Origin of the sequence: Variovorax sp. dw_308, assembly GCF_019207085.1 — a bacterium.
Classification (GTDB): Bacteria; Pseudomonadota; Gammaproteobacteria; order Burkholderiales; family Burkholderiaceae_C; genus Variovorax.
In genome coordinates this window covers 326,284-344,852 of the sequence record NZ_JAATOM010000003.1, presented here as the reverse complement: position 1 = coordinate 344,852, position 18,569 = coordinate 326,284, and the positions used below count along the sequence as shown (strand labels likewise).

At 66.3% G+C, this 18,569-nt stretch carries 18 protein-coding genes; 5 read left to right on the top strand and 13 right to left on the bottom strand.

What is annotated here, in order from left to right; genetic code table 11:
* Window positions 1-13: 13 nt before the first annotated feature.
* Window positions 14-1,120, bottom strand: a complete 1,107-nt coding sequence (locus HCU76_RS08035) for an S-(hydroxymethyl)glutathione dehydrogenase/class III alcohol dehydrogenase (RefSeq protein ID WP_213955735.1) — start codon at window positions 1,118-1,120, stop codon at window positions 14-16.
* 254 nt (window positions 1,121-1,374) lie between these two features.
* Here HCU76_RS08035 and HCU76_RS08030 point away from each other — a divergent pair, with 254 nt between their 5' ends.
* The 5 genes from HCU76_RS08030 to HCU76_RS08010 all read left to right on the top strand — a co-directional run bounded on the left by HCU76_RS08030 (window position 1,375) and on the right by HCU76_RS08010 (window position 5,849).
* Complete coding sequence (locus HCU76_RS08030) at window positions 1,375-1,734, top strand: hypothetical protein (RefSeq protein ID WP_213955736.1); 360 nt, start codon at window positions 1,375-1,377, stop codon at window positions 1,732-1,734.
* A complete protein-coding gene (locus tag HCU76_RS08025) occupies window positions 1,734-2,672 on the top strand; it encodes a zinc ribbon domain-containing protein (RefSeq protein ID WP_218508951.1) in 939 nt (312 codons plus the stop codon). The genes HCU76_RS08030 and HCU76_RS08025 overlap by 1 nt, the downstream gene beginning before the upstream one ends.
* Window positions 2,673-2,834: 162 nt before the next feature.
* Window positions 2,835-3,668 (top strand): shikimate dehydrogenase, encoded by an 834-nt coding sequence (locus HCU76_RS08020; protein ID WP_213955738.1) that lies wholly within the window; start codon window positions 2,835-2,837, stop codon window positions 3,666-3,668.
* Window positions 3,669-3,728: 60 nt separating this feature from the next.
* Window positions 3,729-4,184 (top strand): type II 3-dehydroquinate dehydratase, encoded by a 456-nt coding sequence (gene aroQ, locus HCU76_RS08015; protein WP_213955739.1) that lies wholly within the window; start codon window positions 3,729-3,731, stop codon window positions 4,182-4,184.
* Window positions 4,185-4,298: 114 nt separating this feature from the next.
* Window positions 4,299-5,849, top strand: coding sequence for a serine hydrolase (locus HCU76_RS08010; protein WP_218508950.1), 1,551 nt, complete (start codon window positions 4,299-4,301; stop codon window positions 5,847-5,849).
* 36 nt (window positions 5,850-5,885) lie between these two features.
* Here the strand turns inward: HCU76_RS08010 and dnaJ are convergent, their stop codons facing one another.
* The 12 genes from dnaJ to HCU76_RS07950 all read right to left on the bottom strand — a co-directional run bounded on the left by dnaJ (window position 5,886) and on the right by HCU76_RS07950 (window position 18,568).
* Window positions 5,886-7,022 carry a molecular chaperone DnaJ gene (gene dnaJ / locus HCU76_RS08005; RefSeq protein WP_213955741.1) on the bottom strand — a complete coding sequence of 379 codons (1,137 nt, stop codon included), beginning with the start codon at window positions 7,020-7,022 and terminating at the stop codon, window positions 5,886-5,888.
* Between the two features lie 88 nt (window positions 7,023-7,110).
* Complete coding sequence (gene dnaK, locus HCU76_RS08000; RefSeq protein WP_218508949.1) at window positions 7,111-9,051, bottom strand: molecular chaperone DnaK; 1,941 nt, start codon at window positions 9,049-9,051, stop codon at window positions 7,111-7,113.
* Window positions 9,052-9,168: 117 nt separating this feature from the next.
* Window positions 9,169-9,741, bottom strand: a complete 573-nt coding sequence (grpE, locus tag HCU76_RS07995) for a nucleotide exchange factor GrpE (protein WP_213955743.1) — start codon at window positions 9,739-9,741, stop codon at window positions 9,169-9,171.
* Between the two features lie 314 nt (window positions 9,742-10,055).
* Window positions 10,056-10,406 (bottom strand): FKBP-type peptidyl-prolyl cis-trans isomerase, encoded by a 351-nt coding sequence (locus tag HCU76_RS07990; RefSeq protein ID WP_213955744.1) that lies wholly within the window; start codon window positions 10,404-10,406, stop codon window positions 10,056-10,058.
* 111 nt (window positions 10,407-10,517) lie between these two features.
* On the bottom strand, window positions 10,518-10,874 hold the full coding sequence (locus HCU76_RS07985) for a helix-turn-helix domain-containing protein (protein ID WP_213955745.1): 357 nt from the start codon (window positions 10,872-10,874) through the stop codon (window positions 10,518-10,520).
* Window positions 10,875-11,029: 155 nt separating this feature from the next.
* On the bottom strand, window positions 11,030-11,896 hold the full coding sequence (gene asd, locus HCU76_RS07980) for an archaetidylserine decarboxylase (RefSeq protein WP_218508948.1): 867 nt from the start codon (window positions 11,894-11,896) through the stop codon (window positions 11,030-11,032).
* Between the two features lie 122 nt (window positions 11,897-12,018).
* Window positions 12,019-13,011 (bottom strand): tripartite tricarboxylate transporter substrate binding protein, encoded by a 993-nt coding sequence (locus tag HCU76_RS07975; protein WP_218508947.1) that lies wholly within the window; start codon window positions 13,009-13,011, stop codon window positions 12,019-12,021.
* 113 nt (window positions 13,012-13,124) lie between these two features.
* The gene (locus HCU76_RS07970) at window positions 13,125-13,889 is read right to left on the bottom strand and encodes an SDR family NAD(P)-dependent oxidoreductase (RefSeq protein ID WP_213955748.1); all 765 of its coding nucleotides are present in this window, start codon (window positions 13,887-13,889) and stop codon (window positions 13,125-13,127) included.
* Between the two features lie 213 nt (window positions 13,890-14,102).
* A complete protein-coding gene (garD, locus tag HCU76_RS07965; RefSeq protein WP_218508946.1) occupies window positions 14,103-15,692 on the bottom strand; it encodes a galactarate dehydratase in 1,590 nt (529 codons plus the stop codon).
* A 24-nt stretch (window positions 15,693-15,716) separates the two neighbouring features.
* Window positions 15,717-16,727: a beta-propeller fold lactonase family protein gene (locus HCU76_RS07960; RefSeq protein ID WP_213956205.1), complete on the bottom strand. Its 1,011-nt coding sequence runs from the start codon at window positions 16,725-16,727 to the stop codon at window positions 15,717-15,719.
* Window positions 16,728-16,730: 3 nt separating this feature from the next.
* Window positions 16,731-18,083: a TRAP transporter large permease gene (locus tag HCU76_RS07955; protein WP_213956206.1), complete on the bottom strand. Its 1,353-nt coding sequence runs from the start codon at window positions 18,081-18,083 to the stop codon at window positions 16,731-16,733.
* The gene (locus tag HCU76_RS07950) at window positions 18,074-18,568 is read right to left on the bottom strand and encodes a TRAP transporter small permease (RefSeq protein WP_213956207.1); all 495 of its coding nucleotides are present in this window, start codon (window positions 18,566-18,568) and stop codon (window positions 18,074-18,076) included. Before HCU76_RS07950 ends, HCU76_RS07955 begins: the two co-directional genes overlap by 10 nt.
* Window position 18,569 lies beyond the last annotated feature (1 nt).

Below are 18,569 nucleotides of genomic sequence, written 5' to 3'. Positions count from 1 at the left end.
ACCTGGGGGCGAGCTAGTAGATCACCACGCCCCGGATCGATTCCCCCCGCTTCATCAACTCGAAGCCCTTGTTGATGTCCTCCAGCGGCATCGTGTGCGTGATGAGGTCGTCGATGTTGATCTTGTTCTCCATGTACCAGTCGACGATCTTCGGCACGTCGGTGCGTCCGCGTGCGCCGCCGAAGGCCGAGCCTTCCCACTTGCGGCCGGTGACGAGCTGGAACGGCCGGGTGCTGATTTCCGCACCCGCCTCGGCCACGCCGATGATGATGCTGCGGCCCCAGCCCTTGTGAGTGCATTCCAGCGCCTGGCGCATGACCTGGGTGTTGCCGATGCATTCGAAGCTGTAGTCGGCGCCGCCGTCGGTGAGTTGCACGATGGCGTCGACCACATTCGGCACGTCCTTCGGATTGATGAAGTGCGTCATGCCGAACTTGCGCGCCATCGCCTCGCGCTCCGGGTTCAGGTCGACGCCGATGATCTTGTCGGCGCCGACCATCTTCGCGCCCTGGATCACATTGAGTCCGATGCCGCCCAGCCCGAACACCACCACGTTGGCGCCCGCCTCGACCTTGGCCGTGAAGATCACCGCGCCGATGCCCGTGGTCACGCCGCAGCCGATGTAGCAGACCTTGTCGAAGGGCGCGTCCTTGCGGATCTTGGCCATCGAGATCTCCGGCGCCACCGTGTAGTTGCTGAAGGTGGACGTGCCCATGTAGTGGAAGATCGGCTTGCCGTCGAGGCTGAAGCGACTCGTCGCGTCGGGCATCAGGCCCTTGCCTTGCGTGCCGCGGATCTGCTGGCACAGGTTGGTCTTGCGGCTGAGGCAGAACTTGCACTGGCGACATTCCGGCGTGTAGAGCGGGATGACGTGGTCGCCTTTCTTCAGCGTGGTCACGCCGGGGCCGACGTCCACCACGATGCCTGCGCCTTCGTGGCCCAGGATCGCCGGGAAGATGCCTTCCGGGTCGGCGCCGGAGAGGGTGTAGTAGTCGGTATGGCAGATGCCCGTGGCCTTGATCTCGACCAGCACCTCGCCGAATTTAGGGCCCTCCAGGTCGACGGTTTCGATGGTCAGCGGGACGGCGGATTTCCAGGCGACGGCGGCTTTGGTTTTCATGATGATCGGTATCGGTGGACGGTGGAGGACAGCGCTGACTATAGAGGCGAGTCCCGGCCCGCAAGAGCGTCCGGTTGCGAAAAAGCGGCCGGCATCCGCCATGGCTTCCGCGACCCTGGACCCTTTGCGGCAACCCACGGGAGTGCTACATTGAGTTAACTAATGTTTCTAAACGTGTCTTATTGCACGCGGCGTTGCGGCCGTCGAATGGCACGATTCCCGCCAACCCAACAGTGCGTACTCCGCCATCCGCGATGAACACCATCTCCGAGCGAGCCCTCCTGGAGCGTGCCTTGATCGCCATCGAGCAAGTCATGGCCCGCGACAGTGCGACGGGTGGTGCGACCGACACGCCGGCCCGCGAGGCGATCGGGATGTGCCTGACCTCCGCCGCCGCGCTGGTGGACGTTGCGCAGATGCTGTTGCGCGATGCGGCATCGCGCCCGCCAGAAGTCCTGGCCAGCGAGTGGCAGACGTTGATCGGCCACACCAAGACAGCCAGCCGTACGGCGCACCAGGCCGTGCTGGTGCTGTCGGCGCAGCGGGACCTCGTTGCGGCGCAGGAGGGCGTCCGCGTCACCGGCCATTCGGCAGTGCCTGAGCACGCGCACTGATGGCGCTGGTTTGCCCCGCCTGCGGCACGGAAAACCGTTCGGTCGCGAAGTTCTGCATCGAGTGCATCGGCGCGCTGCCGGCGGGCTTCGAAGCGACACAGCTGGCGGCGCGGCCGGCGCCACGCGAGGCAGCGGCGTCGGAGGGCATGCCCTCGGCGCTGGCTGCGTTCGCGGCTTCTGTGCCGTTGCAGGCGCCGCAGGAGCGGGTGCGCGCCGCCGCCGCGCTGGCCCCGCCGCCGGAAACAAGGGGGCGCAAGGGCCTGTGGGTCAGCGTCGGCGCGCTTGCCATCGCGCTGCTGGTCGGTGCGGCGGGCTGGGCTGCGGCGGGCGCGGGCGGGTGGTACATCTACAAGGCCGGCAACGGGGTCGAGGAGCGCGAGGCTGCGGTGACGCCGGCGGTGCCCGCGACGACTGCGATGACAACGACCGCGACGACTGCAACGACTTCGGCGCCTGCGACGACCACAGCGCCTGCAACGACCACGGCGCCCGCGACGACCGCGCCGGCATCCAGCGTCGAGCCGGCGCGAACAGTGGCCGCCGAAGCCTCGAACGGACCCGCAACCACGCCGACCGGCGCGCCCCGGGCTGCATCTGCACCAACAGCGGCATCGACCTTGGCTCCCGGCGAAGTACTCGTCACCGCTTCGACGCAGGCAGGGCAGGAAGCCCCATCGCAAGCCGAAGGTCACCCGGGCACGCCGGCCCCCGCGGCTCCCGCGCGTATCGTGCACAAGCCGCACGCGGCGGCGGCGCCCGCGCCGGCTGCTGCTTCATTTCTGGCCAAGGCGTGCAGCGGGATGAACTTCTTCGCGACCGCGCGCTGCAAGGTCACCGAGTGCGCTAGGTCCGCGCTGCGTCAGACGGCGGAATGCCGGGTCGTGCAGGCACAGCAGCGCCTGATGGAAGAAAAGCGCAACCCCACTTTGTCCAACTGATCCGGAAGGAAGCAGTTGGCTCGCCGAAGCGGGTAAACCCGAAAAAAGATCGCTCATCGATCATGCGTTTGCGCTGATCGATCGAAGGTGGCCCTGATGTGGTGTACGCCGCGCACCGTGGCTCCTAAAGTGGCGCACCTACCCATCGGAGACAACCCCATCATGATCAGCGGCAAGACCACCCTCATCGCCCACATCGGCTACCCGACCGAGTCGTTCAAGGCGCCCATGATCTACAACCCGTGGTTCGACCGGAAGGGCATCGACGCGGTCGTGATGCCGATGGGCGTCAAGCCCGACGACTATCCGGCCTTCCTGAAGACGCTGGCCACCCTGACCAACCTGCGCGGCGCGCTGGTCACGATGCCGCACAAGGTCACGACGATGAGCCTGGTGGACGAGGTCACGCCGACCGCGAAGATTGCCGGCGCCTGCAACGCGATCCTGAAGCGGCCCGACGGCACGCTGCTGGGCGATCAGTTCGACGGCGCCGGTTTCGTGCGCGGCGTCGAGCGCAAGGGCCGCGCGCTCAAGGGCGCGCGGGTGCTGGTGTCCGGCGCGGGCGGGGTGGGGTCGGCCATCGCGGCATCGCTGGCCGGCGCGGGCGTGGCCGAGCTGGCGCTGTTCGACATGAACACCGCCTCGGTGGAAGCGCTGGCCGGCCGCCTGCGCGAGCACTATCCGCAACTGGTGGTGAAGACCGGCTCGAAGGACCCGGCCGGCTTCGACGTGGTGGTGAACGCCACGCCACTGGGGATGAAGGAGGGCGATCCGCTGCCTTTCGACATCGACCGCATCGCGCCCACCACCTTCGTCGGCGAGGTCGTCATGAAGTCCGAATACACGCCGCTGTTGCAGGCCGCCAAGGACAAGGGCTGCGCGATCCAGGTCGGCACCGACATGTTGTTCGAGATGATCCCGGCGTACCTCGAGTTCTTCGGCTACGGCACGAGCACCCCCGACGAACTGCGTGCGTCGGCGCAAATCCAGTACTGAGCCCCCGCGGCCGGCTCGCGCCTGGCCCACCCCCCAACGCCCCCCGACAATGCCAAGACCATGAAAAAAATCCTCGTCCTCAACGGCCCCAACCTCAACCTGCTCGGCACGCGCGAGCCCGCGCAATACGGCTACGAAACGCTGGCCGATGTCGAGCGCATGTGCGCGGAGGCGGGCGCGAAGCTCGGCGTCGCGGTCGAATGCCGCCAATCCAACCATGAAGGCCAGCTGATCGACTGGATCCATGAGGCCGGACGCGAGATCGCGGCGGGCAACATGATCGGCGTGGTGATGAACCCGGGCGCCTACACACACACGTCCGTCGCGTTGCACGATGCGATCAAGGGCGCGAGCGTCACACTGATCGAACTGCACATCTCCAACGTGCATGCGCGCGAGGAGTTCCGCCACCATTCGTTCATCTCGCCGGCCGCGCGCGGCATCATCGTGGGGCTGGGCGTGAAGGGTTATCCGCTCGCCATCGAAGCCTTGGTTCGCCTCGCCGACAAGGCATAGCCCAGGCGCCATCCGCCGGAAGCGATGTTGCGCCGGCCGGTGCCGCCGTACAAGAATCCTTCCGACCCGTGATCCCGGCGAACCCGCCGGCGACGCGCGGCCCGGAAGGTCGACATGAACTCCCGACTGCGGCAACGCCGCCATTTTCTGGGCGCCTGCGCGGCATTCGGGCTCGTGGGTTGCGGCGGTAGTAGCAGCCAGAACCGTGTGGCGGCTGCTTCGACTGACGAGGCGAAGCTCCAGGCTGCGGTCGCCCAGCTCGACGGGCTGGCCGGCGCCTTGATGCAGAAGTCGGGCCTGCCCGGCATGGCCGTCGCGATCGTGCAGGGGGACCGGACGATCTATGCCAAGGGCTTCGGCACGCGGGTCGCCGGCACGCAGGCGCCGGTGGATGCCGACACGGTGTTCCAGCTCGCGTCAGTGTCCAAGTCGCTGGGTGCCTCGGTCGTGGCGCATCAGGTCGGGCAGGGCGGCATCGCGTGGGACACGCCGGTGCGGCGGCACCTGCCCTGGTTCGAATTGAAGGACCCGGCCGTGAGTGCGCAGCTCACCATCGGCGACCTCTATGCGCATCGTTCCGGCCTGCCCGCCTTTGCTGGCGACCGCCTCGAGGACTTGGGCTACGACCGGCAGCAGGTGCTGCAGCGCCTGCGCCATCTGCCGCTCGACGCATTTCGCAAGTCCTACCACTACACCAACTTCGGTCTCACCGGCGGGGCCGCCGCTGTCGCCGCGGCGGCCGGCGTCGACTGGGCGACGCTGTGCGAACGAACGCTCTATGTCCCGCTGGGCATGACCCGGACCAGTTCGCGCTTCGCGGACTTCCAGGCGCGGTCGAACCGCGTGGTGGGCCACGTCAAGGCCAACGGTGTGTACGTGCCCGGCCCAGTGCGCATGCCGGACGCACAGGCGCCCGCTGCAAGCGTCACCTCGTCGGTGAACGACGTCGCGCGATGGCTGTCGATGATGGTGGGGCAGGGAGCATTCGCGGGCAGGACGATCGTCGACGCTGCTGCGCTGGCGCCTGCCGTGTCGCCGCAAATATTGTCTTCGCCGGCGAGCGGGGCGCGCCCTGCGGGGCACTACGGATTTGGCTTCAACGTCGGCACCACCGCAGCCGGTCGGGCCTCGTTCAGCCACTCCGGCGGTTTCGCGCTGGGGACGGGGACGGCGTTCACGGTCGTGCCGTCCACCGGCGTCGGCATGGTCGCGTTGACCAATGCGACGCCGATCGGCGTCCCGGAAACCCTGGTCGCGCAGTTCTTCGACCTGCTGCAGTTCGGTGCGATCCAGCAGCCGTGGGCGGACATCTTCACGAAGGGGTTTGCGGCGTTTGCCGACCCCGAAGGCTCCCTGGTGGGTGTCGCGCCGCCCGCGCGGCCGGCGCCGGCGCAAGGCTTGGCGGCCTATGCCGGCACCTATGGCAACGCCTATCACGGGCCGTTGCGGGTGGTCCAGGAAGCGGGTGGGCTGGTGATGGTGCTTGGCCAAGCACCGCTCCGGCTCCCGCTGAAGCACTGGGACGGCGACGTCTTCACGTTCACCCTGTTCAACGAGAACGCCGGGCCGGGCACGATCTCGAAGGCCAGCTTCGCGGGCGACCGGCTGACGCTGGAGTACTACGACCGCGAAGGACTGGGGACCTTCGTGCGAGGCGGCGCGTAGCGGATCTCCGGTTGCGCGCCACCTTTCGCGGGACTGTCAGCTGAAGAATTCCTTCGCCCGGTCGAACCAGCCCTTGTCCGTCGGGCTGTGCTTGTTGCCGCCCTTCTTGAGCGACTCGTCGAGTTCCTTCACCAGCTTGCGTTGATGCTCGGTGAGCTTCACCGGCGTCTCGACGCGCACGTGGCAATACAGGTCGCCCGGATAGGACGCGCGCACGCCCTTGATCCCCTTGCCGCGCAGGCGAAACTGCTTGCCGCTTTGCGTGCCTTCGGGAATGTCGATGGCTGCCGCGCCCTTCAGCGTCGGCACGTTGATCTCGCCGCCCAGCGCCGCCGTCGTCATGCTCACCGGCACGACGCAATGCAGGTCGTCGCCTTCGCGCTCGAACAGGTCGTGCTTTTTCAGGCGGATCTCGATGTAGAGGTCGCCCGGAGGTCCGCCGTTGGTGCCGGGCTCGCCGTTGCCCGTGCTGCGGATGCGCATCCCATCATCGATGCCGGCCGGGATCTTCACTTCCAGCGTCTTGTTGTTCTTCAGCTTGCCCTGGCCGTGGCAGGTGGCGCACGGCTCGGGAATGATCTTGCCGGTGCCGTGGCACTGCGGGCAGGTCTGCTGGACGCTGAAGAAGCCCTGGCGCATCTGCACCGCACCCTGCCCGTGGCAGGTGGTGCAAGTGATCGGCTTGGTGCCGGGCTTGGCGCCGCTGCCGTGGCAGGTGCCGCACTCGTCCCAGCTCGGGATGCGGATCTGCGAGTCCTTGCCTTCGGCCGCTTCCTCGAGCGTGATCTCCATCGCGTAGCTCAGGTCGCTGCCGCGGAACACCTGGCGTCCGCCGCCGGCACGGCCGCCGCGCGCACCGCCGAACACGTCGCCGAAGATGTCGCCGAACGCTTCCGCAAAGCCGCCGAAGCCTTCCGCGCCCGGGCCGCCGCGCATGTTCGGGTCCACGCCGGCATGGCCGTACTGGTCGTAAGCGGCGCGCTTCTGGCCGTCCGACAGCATTTCGTAGGCTTCCTTGACCTCCTTGAACTTGATCTCGGCGTCCTTGCTGTCGCCGTGATTTCGGTCAGGGTGGTGCTTCATCGCAAGCTTGCGATAAGCCTTCTTGATTTCTTCCTCGCTCGCGTTCTTCGGGACGCCGAGGGTTTCGTAATAGTCGCGTTTGGTGGCCATGTTCTGTCCGTGCGGGCTTCTTCTCTACAAGCAGAAAAGGCTGGACCACCTTGGACGGGTGTTCCAGCCTTGATTCGGGGCTGCGGAATCAGCCCTTCTTCACTTCCTTGACTTCAGCGTCCACGACGTTGTCGTCGGCCGGCGCGCTGTTCGCAGCATGTTCCGCGCCAGCACCCGGGCCGCCTGCGGCACCGCCTGCTGCGGCTTGCGCGTCGGCGTACATCTTCTCGCCGAGCTTCTGGCTGGCCGACATCAGCGTGTTGGTCTTTTCCTCGATCGCGGCCTTGTCGTCACCCTTGAGGGCTTCTTCCACGTCCTTGATCGCGGCTTCGATCTTTTCCTTCTCGCCGGCTTCCAGCTTGTCGCCGTGCTCGCCGAGCGACTTCTTCACGCTGTGCACCATCGCTTCGCCCTGGTTGCGGGCCTGCACCACCTCGACCTTCTTCTTGTCCTCGGCGGCGTTCAGCTCGGCGTCCTTCACCATCTTCTGGATCTCGTCTTCGGAGAGGCCCGAGTTCGCCTTGATGGTGATCTTGTTTTCCTTGCCGGTGCCCTTGTCCTTGGCGCCGACGTGCAGGATGCCGTTGGCGTCGATGTCGAAGCTCACCTCGATCTGCGGCGTGCCGCGCGATGCCGGCGGGATGCCTTCGAGGTTGAACTCGCCGAGCAGCTTGTTGCCGGTCGCGATCTCGCGCTCGCCCTGGAACACCTTGATCGTCACGGCCGGCTGGTTGTCTTCGGCGGTCGAGAAGGTCTGCGCGAACTTGGTCGGGATCGTGGTGTTCTTCGTGATCATCTTGGTCATCACGCCGCCCATCGTCTCGATGCCGAGCGACAGCGGGGTCACGTCCAGCAGCAGCACGTCCTTGCGGTCGCCCGACAGCACTTGACCTTGAATGGCGGCGCCGACGGCGACGGCTTCGTCAGGGTTCACGTCCTTGCGCGGTTCCTTGCCGAAGAACTCCTTCACCTTTTCCTGCACCTTGGGCATGCGGGTCATGCCGCCGACCAGGATCACGTCGCTGATGTCGTTCACGCTCACGCCGGCATCCTTGATGGCGGTGCGGCACGGGGCGATGGTGCGCTCGATCAGTTCCTCGACCAGCGATTCGAACTTGGCACGCGTCAGCTTGATGTTCAGGTGCTTCGGACCCGAGGCGTCGGCCGTGATGTAGGGCAGGTTGACGTCGGTGGCCGGGCTGTTCGACAGCTCGATCTTGGCCTTCTCTGCCGCTTCCTTCAGGCGTTGCAGCGCGAGCACGTCCTTGCTCAGGTCGACGCCTTGTTCCTTCTTGAACTCGCCGATGATGTAGTCGATGACGCGCTGGTCGAAGTCCTCGCCGCCGAGGAAGGTGTCGCCGTTGGTCGACAGCACTTCGAACTGCTTCTCGCCGTCGACGTCGGCGATCTCGATGATCGACACGTCGAAGGTACCGCCGCCCAAGTCATACACGGCGATCTTGCGATCGCGCTTGTCCTGCTTGTCGAGGCCGAAGGCCAGCGCGGCAGCGGTGGGTTCGTTGATGATGCGCTTGACGTCCAGGCCGGCGATGCGGCCGGCGTCCTTGGTAGCCTGGCGCTGAGCGTCGTTGAAGTAGGCCGGCACCGTGATGACGGCTTCCGTCACCGTCTCGCCGAGGTAGTCTTCGGCGGTCTTCTTCATCTTGCGCAGGATCTCAGCGCTGACCTGTTGCGGTGCGAGCTTCTTGCCGCGGGCTTCGACCCAGGCGTCGCCGTTGTCGGCCTTGGTGATCGTGTAGGGCATCAGGTTGATGTCCTTCTGCACTTCCTTCTCCTCGAACTTGCGGCCGATCAAACGCTTGACGGCATAGAGCGTGTTCTTGGGGTTCGTCACGGCCTGGCGCTTGGCCGAGGCGCCGACCAGCACTTCGCCGTCTTCCTGGTAGGCGACGATCGACGGCGTGGTGCGCGCACCTTCCGAGTTCTCGATCACACGCGTGGTGTTGCCTTCCATGATCGACACGCACGAATTGGTGGTGCCGAGGTCGATGCCGATGATTCTGCCCATGGTGATAGCTCCTGAAATCTGAAAAAGTTAGGTTGTGAAGAACGTGTGGATAACCGCGCGGGATTCAAGGGATGAAGCGGGGGTTTCCTGTGGATTCGTCTGTATGAAACGGGTCGATCAGCCTGCGGCACTGACCGTGACGAGCGCGGGACGCAGCACGCGCTCGGCGATCGTGTATCCCTTCTGCAGCACCGTGACGACGGTGTTGGCTTCCTGGTCGGGCGCCGGCACGACCGAGATGGCCTGGTGCTGGTGCGGGTCGAACTTGCTGCCGGCAGCTGGCGCGATCTCGATGACCTTGTTGCGCTCCAGCGCGCTCTTGAGCTGGCGCAGCGTGGCTTCGGCGCCTTCGCGGATCTGCTCTGGCGTGGCGTCGGCATGGGCCAGGCCGGCTTCGAGGCTGTCGGTGACCGGCAGCAGGCTTTCGGCAAAGGCTTCGACCGCGAACTTGCGCGCCTTGGTGATTTCGTCGTCGGCGCGGCGGCGGGCGTTCTGCACGTCGGCCTGGGCCCGCAGGAACTGGTCCTTCAGCGCGGCGTTTTCCGCCTGCAGCGTGGCCAGCTCGGCTTGCGCGACAGTCAGGGCGTCTTGCGCCTCGGCTGCGGTCGCGGCCTGAGCGGCTTCAATCTCTTCGGGGCTGGGCTCGCCCGTGAGCTGATATGGATCGATGGGGGTTGTTTCTGCTGACATGGTCTAAAAACAGTGGATTCCGCCCGAATTGGGGCCGCTTTGGGCGGTTTCAAGCAAAAAAATGCGTCGGAGACGCTATTTCGGGTCGACGGGCCTGGCTTGCCGGGAACACGGTCACCGGCTTGCCGGAATGTGGTCGCCGTCTCTCCCGCAACGCGGGTATTTGTGTCAGGCGACGGGGTGGAGACGCGACAGCAAGTGGCGCCGGACCTCGGCGTGAACTGCAACCCATCGGCGGTGTCGGCCAGCCGGGACGCTTTCGGTGTCCCGTCGGCGTGGGCCGTGCCTCGCGCGCCGACCCACTCGGCGGGCGATCAGTGCGCGTCGAGCAATTCGACGTCGAACTTCAGCGTGGCATTCGGCGGGATCACGCCGCCAGCGCCGCGGGCACCATAACCCAGCGATGCCGGGATGATCAATGTGCGCTGGCCGCCGATCTTCATGCCGGCGACGCCTTCGTCCCAGCCCTTGATGACCTGGCCGGCGCCCAGCGAGAACGCGAAGGGGTCGTTGCGGTCGCGGCTGGAGTCGAACTTGGCGCCTTGCACGCCGTCGTTGTAGAGCCAACCGGTGTAGTGCACGTGCACGTGGTGGCCAGGCTTGGCTTCGGCGCCGTCGCCGGTCTTGGTGTCTTCGAATTGAAGGCCGGAGGGGGTGGTGGGCATGGGGTCTCCTGGATCGGTCGGGAAAATGCGAGCCGCGCAGTTTAACGGGCCCAGGGGGTGGGCTCGCTGCGCCGCCGCCCCGGGGTCGGCGTGCAGCCCCGTCGGCCGCAGCTACTTGAGGAGCGGAGCGCTGGTCGTCGCAGCGGCTGCGATTGCCGCGGCCGCCTTCTTGGCCGGGCCGCCTTGCCACTTGCCGGCAAAGGCCTGCAGGTCGGAGAGGCGCTTGAGGAGATCCTGCCCGCTGACGGTGAGGCTGTAGCCGTCGCTCCCGTGGTGCACGATGCCGGCCTCGCGCAGTTCCTTGATGCGGGTGTTGAGCGTGTTGGGCGTGATGCCGCCGACGCTGTCCTGCAGCAACCGGAAGGTCTGCGCATGGCCGTCGCGCAAGGCCCAGAGCACGCGCAGGGCGTATCGGGCCTCGAGCAGTGCCAGCAACTGGCTGACGGCTGCGTTTTCCTTCATGCTCATCGACATTCATCTCCTCGGGGAAGGCGGTCTCCGGCGGCGGCACCGCGCGTTTCCGCTGTCCGGGCCGGTCGGGGACTATATCGCGGGAGGCAGTCGGCTGCTACAAGTTTTATAGCTGCCACAGCCCGCTGCATGCGGGTTGTGGCGCCAAAGCATCATTGTGATGCGGCTTGTTGCGAGCTGCGGTTGGCCATGACTTCGCCGAGCCGGACCGGGCGCGCGGGAACCCATACCGGGCTGAACGCGAGCGGCGGGCCGGGGAACAGAAGGACGACCGTCGAGCCCAGCAGGAAGCGGCCCATTTCCTCGCCTTGCTGGAGCACGATCTGCTTGTCTTCATAGCGCCATTCGCGCACCTTGCCGGTACGCGGCGGGTTGACCACGCCGTGCCATGCCGTCTGCATGCTGCCGACGATGGTCGCGCCGACCAGCACCAGCGCGAAGGGGCCGAGCTCGGACTCGAACAGGCAGACCACACGCTCGTTGCGTGCGAACAGGCCGGGCACGCCGCGCGCGGTGGTCGGGTTGACCGAGAACAGGTCGCCCGGCACATAGGTCATGCGCAGCAGGCGGCCGGTGCACGGCATGTGGATGCGGTGGTAGTCCTTGGGGCTCAGGTAGATGGTCGCGAAGCTGCCGTTGGTGAACGGCGCTGCCAGCGCCGCGCTGCCGGCGAGCAGGGCGGCGCAACTGTAATGATGGCCCTTGGCCTGGAAGATCTGGTCGCCCTCGATGCGGCCGAACTGGCTGATGGCGCCGTCCACCGGGCAGACCAGGTCGGCCTTGGCCAGGGGGCGGGCGCCGGGCTTGAGCGCGCGGGTGAAGAAGGCATTGAAGGTCTTGTAGGCGCGGATGTCGCTGTCGAGCGCCTCGCTCATGTTGACGCCGTACTTGGCGACGAAGCGCTTGATGATCCAGGTCGTGACCTTGCCGCGCTTCTTGCCGGCGACCCAGCCCGCGAAGTTCGTCAGTGCCTGCTTGGGGATCAGGTATTGGAGCAGGACGGCTGAGCGGTCGGACACGGTGGGATTGCCTTGTATGCGGAGCGAGGGGCGCATTCTATGTAAAGGGCGCACCCGCCATTCCTCAGGCAGCGCGTGGCGTGCATTCGCGGCGCCGGCTACGCGGGTGACGCGGCCGCGGCTTACTCGGCCTTGATGTTCGCGGCCTTGATGACTGCGGCCCACTTGTCGACCTCCGCCTTCTGGAAGGTCGCGATCTGCGTCGTCGTCATGTCGGCCGGCGCCATGCCGAAGCCGGTGAGCTTTTCCTGCATGTCGCTCTTCGCGAGGATCGTGCGGATCTCGGAGTGCAGGCGGTCGATGATGGGCGCGGGCGTCCCGGCCGGCACGAAGATGGCCTGCCACGACACCACCTCGAAGTCCTTGAGGCCGTTGATGCCGGACTCGGCCACGGTCGGCACGTCGGGCATCGAGGGCAGGCGCTTGGCCGAGGTGACCGCGATGGCGCGCAGCTTGCCGCTCTGGATGTGCGGGCCGGCCACGACGGTGGTGTCGAACATCATGTCGACCTGCCCGCCGATCACGTCCTGGATGGCCGGGCCGCTGCCCTTGTACGGGATGTGCGTGAACTTCACGCCCGACCTGTAGGCCAGCAGCTCCATCGCCAGGTGCTGCGAGGTGCCGGTGCCCGCGGAGGCCGACGAGAGCCCGCCGGAACCTGCCTTGGCCTTGCTCGCGTCGATCACGTCCTTCAGGGTCTTGTAGCGGCTGGCCTGGTTCACCACCAGCACCACGGGGTTGGTGCCGATGAGCGTGACCGGCGCGAAGGACTTGATCGGGTTGTAGCCGAGCTTGGGATACAGGCTCACGTTGATCGCATGCGAGCTGATTGTGCCGCCCAGCATCGTGTAGCCGTCAGGTGCGGCGCGCGCCGCGATCTCGGAGCCGACGCTGCCGCCCGCGCCGCCCTTGTTGTCGATGATGACCGAGGTGCCGAGCGCGACGCCGAGCTGTTGCGCGATCAGGCGCGCCAGCACGTCGGTGGTGCCGCCGGCCGGGAAGGGCACGATGTAGCTGATGGTCTTGCCCGTGGGCCACGCACCTTGCGCGAAGGCGGGCAGGGCGCCCGCGGCGAGCGAGGCGATGGCGGACTGGACGAGAGTGCGGCGTTGCATGGATTTGTCTCCGGGAAGCTGTCTGCAGGAAGAATGGAGGCGAGGGCCCGCAGCTCCCTCGGCATCTGCGGGTGGCGCTCTTGTTGTTCTGGCGTCTTGCGATCGATGGCGGCTCAGGGCATGTACTGGCCGCCGTTGACTTCGAGGATCTGGCCTGTCACATAGCCGGACATAGCGTCAGAGGCCAAATAGAGAAAGGCGCCGACGCATTCCTCCGGATCGCCGATGCGGCCCAGCGGGATGCTGGCCTTGAAGGATTCGAGCATCGCCGCGGTCGAGAAGCGGTCGTGGAACGGCGTCTGGATCACGCCTGGGGCGACCGCGTTGACGCGGATGTTGTCGGGCGCGAGCTCCTTCGCCAGCCCGTGCGTGGCGGTGCTGACGAAGCCCTTGGCGCCGGCATAGAGGTAGGCGCCCGGGCCGCCGCCATTGCGCGCCGCCACCGAGGACACGTTGATGATGCTGCCGCCCTTCTTGCGCGCGCGCATCAGCGGAACCACCTCGCGGCAGAAGGCCAGGACCGAGCGGGCATTGATGTGCATCACCTCGTCGAACAGCGCGTCGTCGAAGTCCGCGATGGGCACGCGCTTGACCAGGCTGCCGGCGTTGTTGACCAGCACGTCGATGCCGCCGAGTTGGTCGTGGGCTTGCCGTGTGGCCTCCTTGATGGCGGCGGTGTCGCGCACGTCGGTGCGCAAGGTGAAGGCCTCGCCACCAGCAGCCTTGATCGTGGTGACCACCTTCTCGGCGGCATCGGAAGAGCTGTTGTAGTGGACTGCCACGCGCATGCCGCGCGCCGCATAGGCGATGGCGACCGCGGCGCCGATGCCGGTGCTGGCGCCAGTGATGAGGGCGGTCTTGCCTTTCAGGTCTTCCATGTCGATTCCTTCATAAAAAATTGACTCGGTCCCGAGCTTCGCGCAATTCTTCTATGGCCGCCGGACGGCAGGACTTGCGTGTTTGAAGGGCTTGTTGTTCGCCCCCACGCTGCAATTGGCGCAGTCCATCCCCAGCCGGGTGCAACACCAGCAGCCCGGCGGCGCCGGTTGCGCTGAGGCTGTGGAAGCGGTGGGCGTGGTGGCACATGGGAGTCACGTCACCGGCGCCGGATTGAACAACACCAGCGCGTTGTGCAGCTTCCAGTGCTCGGCCCAGGTCTTCTTGCGACCGCTGGCCACGTCGAGCATCAGCTGGAACATCTCCCAGCCCACGTCCGCGATGGTCTTCTCGCCCGTGGCGATGGTGCCGGCGTTGATGTCCATCAGGTCGTGCCAGCGGCGCGCCAGGTCGGCCCGCGTGGCCACCTTGATGACGGGCACTTCGGCCAAGCCGTAGGGCGTACCGCGTCCCGTGGTGAACACATGCAGGTTCATTCCTGCAGCGAGCTGCAGCGTGCCGCAGATGAAGTCGCTCGCCGGCGTGGCCGCGTAGATCAGGCCCTTTTGCTTCAACTTCTCGCCCGGCGAGATCACGCCCGAGATCGGCGAGCTGCCCGACTTCACGATCGAGCCCATCGCCTTCTCCACGATGTTCGACAGCCCGCCCTTCTTGTTGCCCGGCGTCGTGTTGGCGCTGCGGTCCACGCGCCCCTTGTCCAGGTAGGCGTCGTACCAGGCCATCTCGCGGATCATCGCCTCGGCCACTTCGGGCGTCGTGGCGCGCGAGGTCAACTGGTCGATGCCGTCGCGCACTTCGGTCACTTCCGAGAACATCACGGTGGCGCCCGCGCGCACCAGCAGGTCGGTGCAGTAGCCCACCGCCGGGTTGGCCGTGACACCGGAGAACGCATCGCTGCCGCCGCACTGCACGCCCACCACCAGTTCGCTGGCGGGGACGGTCTCGCGGCGGCGCGCGTTGAGCCGCTCCAGGTGTTCTTCCGCCTGCCGCATGATCGACTCGACCATCGACATGAAGCCCACATGCGCATCGTCCTGCAGGCAGACCACGTCCAGCTTGGCGTCGGCACTGGAGCCGACATCGGCCACGTTGCGCTCGTCGATGAGCGGAATGGTGCCGGGCGGCATCAGGCGCTCGGGCTGCAGCTTCTCGCAGCCCAGGCTCACCAGCATCACCTCGCCGCCGAAGTTGGGGTTCAGGCTGATGTTGCGCAGCGTGCGGATCGGGATGATCGCGTCGGGCGCGTCGATGGCTACGCCGCAGCCGTAGGTGTGCTCCAGCGCGACGACATCGTCGACGTTGGGGTACTTGGGCAGCAGCTCGGACTTGATGCGCGAGACGGCGAAGTCGGTGACGCCGGCCACGCACTGCACGGTCTGCGTGATGGCCAGGATGTTGCGGGTGCCCACCGAGCCGTCGAGGTTGCGGTAGCCCTCGAAGGTGTAGCCCTCCAGCGGCGGTTGGGGCTCGGGCTTGATGGTGGCGATGGGCAGGCCGACCAACTCGCGTGCGGGCGGCATCTTCAGCAGCCGCTCATGCACCCAGGTGCCCGCGGGCAGCGGCTTGAGCGCATAGCCGATGACCACGTTGTAGCGGCGCACCTCGCCGCCCTCGGGAATGTCGACCAGCGCGACCTTGTGTGCCTGCGGCACCTTGTCCACCAGCGTGAGGCCCGAGGGGAACTCCGTGCCGGCGGGCAGCCCGCCGTCGTTGGCCACGATCGCGACGTTGTCGGCATCGTGCATGGTGATGAACAGCGGGGCGCACGTGGGGGTCGCAGACATGTCAGTCCTTCCGGAGAGGCTGGCTCAGGCAGTGAGGGAGATGCTCTCGACCCAGTTGGCCCCGCGACCCGCCGGGGCGTCGCCGACGGGCGTCAGTTCGCCGGAGGCGCTGTCGATCCCGTAAAGCCGCAAGCGATCCGATTTCTGGCCGGCGGCGATGAGGAATTGCCCGTCCGCCGTGATATTGAAGCCGCGCGGCTGCGATTCGGTCGGTGTGTGGCCGATCAGCGAAAGCGTGCCATCGGCCGCGTCGACGCGGAAGGCGGCCAGCGTGTCGGACCGGCGCTCGCTGCTGTAGAGGTAGCGGCCGTCCGGCGTCAGGTGCAGGTCGGCGGCCCATGGCTCGCCGCTGAAGCCCGGGGGCAGCGATCCGATGTTCTGCACCGGGTTCAAGGTGCCACTTGCGGCGTCGCAGACGAGCACGTCGATGCTTGCGTCCAGCTCGTTCAGCAGGTAGACGAAGCGAGCGTCAGGGCTGAAGACGAAGTGCCGCGGGCTCGCGCCTTCGTGCGGCGTGATGCTGGGCGGCGTGTTCGGCACGAGTTGCCCGGTCGCGGCATCGAAGCGGAACTGGTTCACGACCTTGCCGCCCAAGCTGGTCGAGAACACGAAGCGGTTGGACGGCGTCGCCAGGATGGCATGCGCATTCGGTCCGGTCGGCACCACCTGCTGCGTGGCCTGCACGACTCCATTGCCGTCGATGGCGTTCACCGCGATCAGGTTGCCGCCGTAGGAAGCGCTGAAGAGGTAGCGGCCGGTGAGGTCGGTCGCGATGTAGGCCATGCTTTGCGGCAGCGGGCCAGCGCCGAGCAGCGACAGCGCGCCGCTCTTCGCATCGATGGCAAAGCACACGGCCTCGCGTGGCTCCGACCGGCGCGCCGCGTAGAGGCGGTCGCGCTTCGGACTCAGCGCGAGCGGCATCACTTCACCGCCGACTTCGACCGTCTGCACCGGCGTCAGCGTGCGCAGTGCCGGGTCGAGCTGCAGGACCGAGATGTCGCCGCTCTCGGCGTTGGATACATAAACGGCGAACATCAGCTACAGAACCACATGGCCGGTGATCAGCGATGGCAGCCAGGTCGAGAACGCTGGAACATAGGTCACCAGCGTGATTGCTATGAAGATCGCCAGGTAGTAGGGCCAGGCGGTTTTCGTCGCCTCCCCGATCGATATCTTGCCGATCGCACAGCCGATGAACTGCACCGTCCCCACGGGTGGATGCACGAGCCCCAGCGCGCAGTTGAGCAGCAGCATCATGCCGAACTGCACCGGGCCCACGCCCATCTGGATCGCCAGCGGCAGGAACAGCGGCGTCGTGATCAGGATGTGGGCCGCCATGTCCAGGAAGATGCCCAGGAAGATCTGGATGATGTTGATGTACAGCAGCATGATCCACGGCGTGGTCGTCGCGGTCAGCAGCGCAGCCTCGATGGTGTCCGGGATCTCCAGGTACGCCATCTGGTAGCGCAGCATGTTCGAAACGCCGATCAACAGCAGGATCACGCCCGTGGTCTTCGAGGCCTTGGCCAGCGACTTGAACAGGTTCTTGCGGCTCATCGTGCGGTAGACGAAGACCGTCAATATCAGCGAGTAGGTCACCGCGATGGCCGCTGCCTCCGTCGCCGTGGCCACCCCTTCCATCACGCAGAACAGGATGATGACGATCACCATCAGGCCCGGGATCGCGGCGATGAACGTGCGCAGCACCGCGCCCCAGCCAGGGAAGCGTTCGACGGCGGTGGTGCCGTCGGGGCGGCGCGGGTAGCCGTACCTGGCGGCTTGCCAGTAGGCAGCCACCAGCATGCAGACCATGATCCAGAACACCGGGATCAGGCCGGCGAACATCAGGTCGCCGATCGACACGCCGCGGATCACATGCCCGCCGATTTCACCGGCGGCAGCCTGCGCCGCGAAGGCGTAGATGATCATGTTGTGCGAGGTCGGCATCAGCGCGCCCGAGAGCGACGCGTGCGTGGTCACGTTCACCGCGTAGTCGGCGCCGTAGCCTTCCTTGACCATGACCGGGATCATCACGCCGCCCATGGCCGAGGTGTCCGCCACGGGCGAGCCCGAGACGCCGCCGAACAGCGTGGAGGCCACCACGTTGGCCAGCCCCAGGCCGCCCTTCCAGTGGCCGACCAGGCTGCGCGCGAAGTTGACGATCTTGTCTGCGATGCCGCCATGCAGCATCAGCTCACCCGAGAAGATGAAGAACGGAATGGCCAGGAACGAGAACACGTTCATGCCCGACACCATCATCTGGATGGCGGTCTCGAAGGGCAGGCCCTCGAAGGCGAAGGTCAGCAGGCAACTCAGCCCGATCGCGAAAGCGACCGGCATGCCGAACAGCAGGAAGACGCCGAAACTGACAGTGAGCAGTGTCAGTGCCATGATGGAACGACCTCTTCTTCGGTGAACTGGGCAACCATGTGCTCAAGGGAAAAAAGGGTGATGAGCACGCCGGCGATCATCACTGGCAAATACCGGTACGACTCGGAGATGCCCAGCGTGGGAATGGTGTCGTGATGTGTCGAGACTGCCATCTCGCCTGCGCCGAGGAACAGCGCCACCGCAAACGCGATGCTCAGCACGTAGACGATGAACTTGCACCAGAACTGTCCGCGCGGTGGCAGCACCTTGACCAGCGAATCCAGGCCGATATGGCCGGCGTCCCGCACACCTGCGGAAGCGCCGAACATGGCGACCGAGATCACCAGCAGCAAGGCGACCTGCTCGACGTAGGCGGGCGCGTTGTTGAAGACGTAGCGAAGCACCACGCCGTACACCACGACCGACAACAGGCCGACCAGGCACAGGCACGCAAGGTACATCGCCCAGCGCGACAACCTTGCGTTCAGATGGGTAAACAAGCTCATC

Bases quoted from the DNA above. Each gene is read 5' to 3' on its own strand.
- dnaK (WP_218508949.1), bottom strand. From the start codon at position 9,051: ATGGGCAGAATCATCGGCATCGACCTCGGCACCACCAATTCGTGCGTG.
- HCU76_RS07955 (WP_213956206.1), bottom strand. From the start codon at position 18,083: ATGGCACTGACACTGCTCACTGTCAGTTTCGGCGTCTTCCTGCTGTTC.
- HCU76_RS07985 (WP_213955745.1), bottom strand. From the start codon at position 10,874: ATGAGCATGAAGGAAAACGCAGCCGTCAGCCAGTTGCTGGCACTGCTC.
- aroQ (WP_213955739.1), top strand. From the start codon at position 3,729: ATGAAAAAAATCCTCGTCCTCAACGGCCCCAACCTCAACCTGCTCGGC.
- HCU76_RS08020 (WP_213955738.1), top strand. From the start codon at position 2,835: ATGATCAGCGGCAAGACCACCCTCATCGCCCACATCGGCTACCCGACC.
- HCU76_RS07990 (WP_213955744.1), bottom strand. From the start codon at position 10,406: ATGCCCACCACCCCCTCCGGCCTTCAATTCGAAGACACCAAGACCGGC.
- HCU76_RS07960 (WP_213956205.1), bottom strand. From the start codon at position 16,727: ATGTTCGCCGTTTATGTATCCAACGCCGAGAGCGGCGACATCTCGGTC.
- HCU76_RS08030 (WP_213955736.1), top strand. From the start codon at position 1,375: ATGAACACCATCTCCGAGCGAGCCCTCCTGGAGCGTGCCTTGATCGCC.
- dnaJ (WP_213955741.1), bottom strand. From the start codon at position 7,022: ATGGCCACCAAACGCGACTATTACGAAACCCTCGGCGTCCCGAAGAAC.
- grpE (WP_213955743.1), bottom strand. From the start codon at position 9,741: ATGTCAGCAGAAACAACCCCCATCGATCCATATCAGCTCACGGGCGAG.
- garD (WP_218508946.1), bottom strand. From the start codon at position 15,692: ATGTCTGCGACCCCCACGTGCGCCCCGCTGTTCATCACCATGCACGAT.
- HCU76_RS07950 (WP_213956207.1), bottom strand. From the start codon at position 18,568: ATGAGCTTGTTTACCCATCTGAACGCAAGGTTGTCGCGCTGGGCGATG.
- HCU76_RS08010 (WP_218508950.1), top strand. From the start codon at position 4,299: ATGAACTCCCGACTGCGGCAACGCCGCCATTTTCTGGGCGCCTGCGCG.
- HCU76_RS08035 (WP_213955735.1), bottom strand. From the start codon at position 1,120: ATGAAAACCAAAGCCGCCGTCGCCTGGAAATCCGCCGTCCCGCTGACC.
- HCU76_RS08025 (WP_218508951.1), top strand. From the start codon at position 1,734: ATGGCGCTGGTTTGCCCCGCCTGCGGCACGGAAAACCGTTCGGTCGCG.
- HCU76_RS07970 (WP_213955748.1), bottom strand. From the start codon at position 13,889: ATGGAAGACCTGAAAGGCAAGACCGCCCTCATCACTGGCGCCAGCACC.
- HCU76_RS07975 (WP_218508947.1), bottom strand. From the start codon at position 13,011: ATGCAACGCCGCACTCTCGTCCAGTCCGCCATCGCCTCGCTCGCCGCG.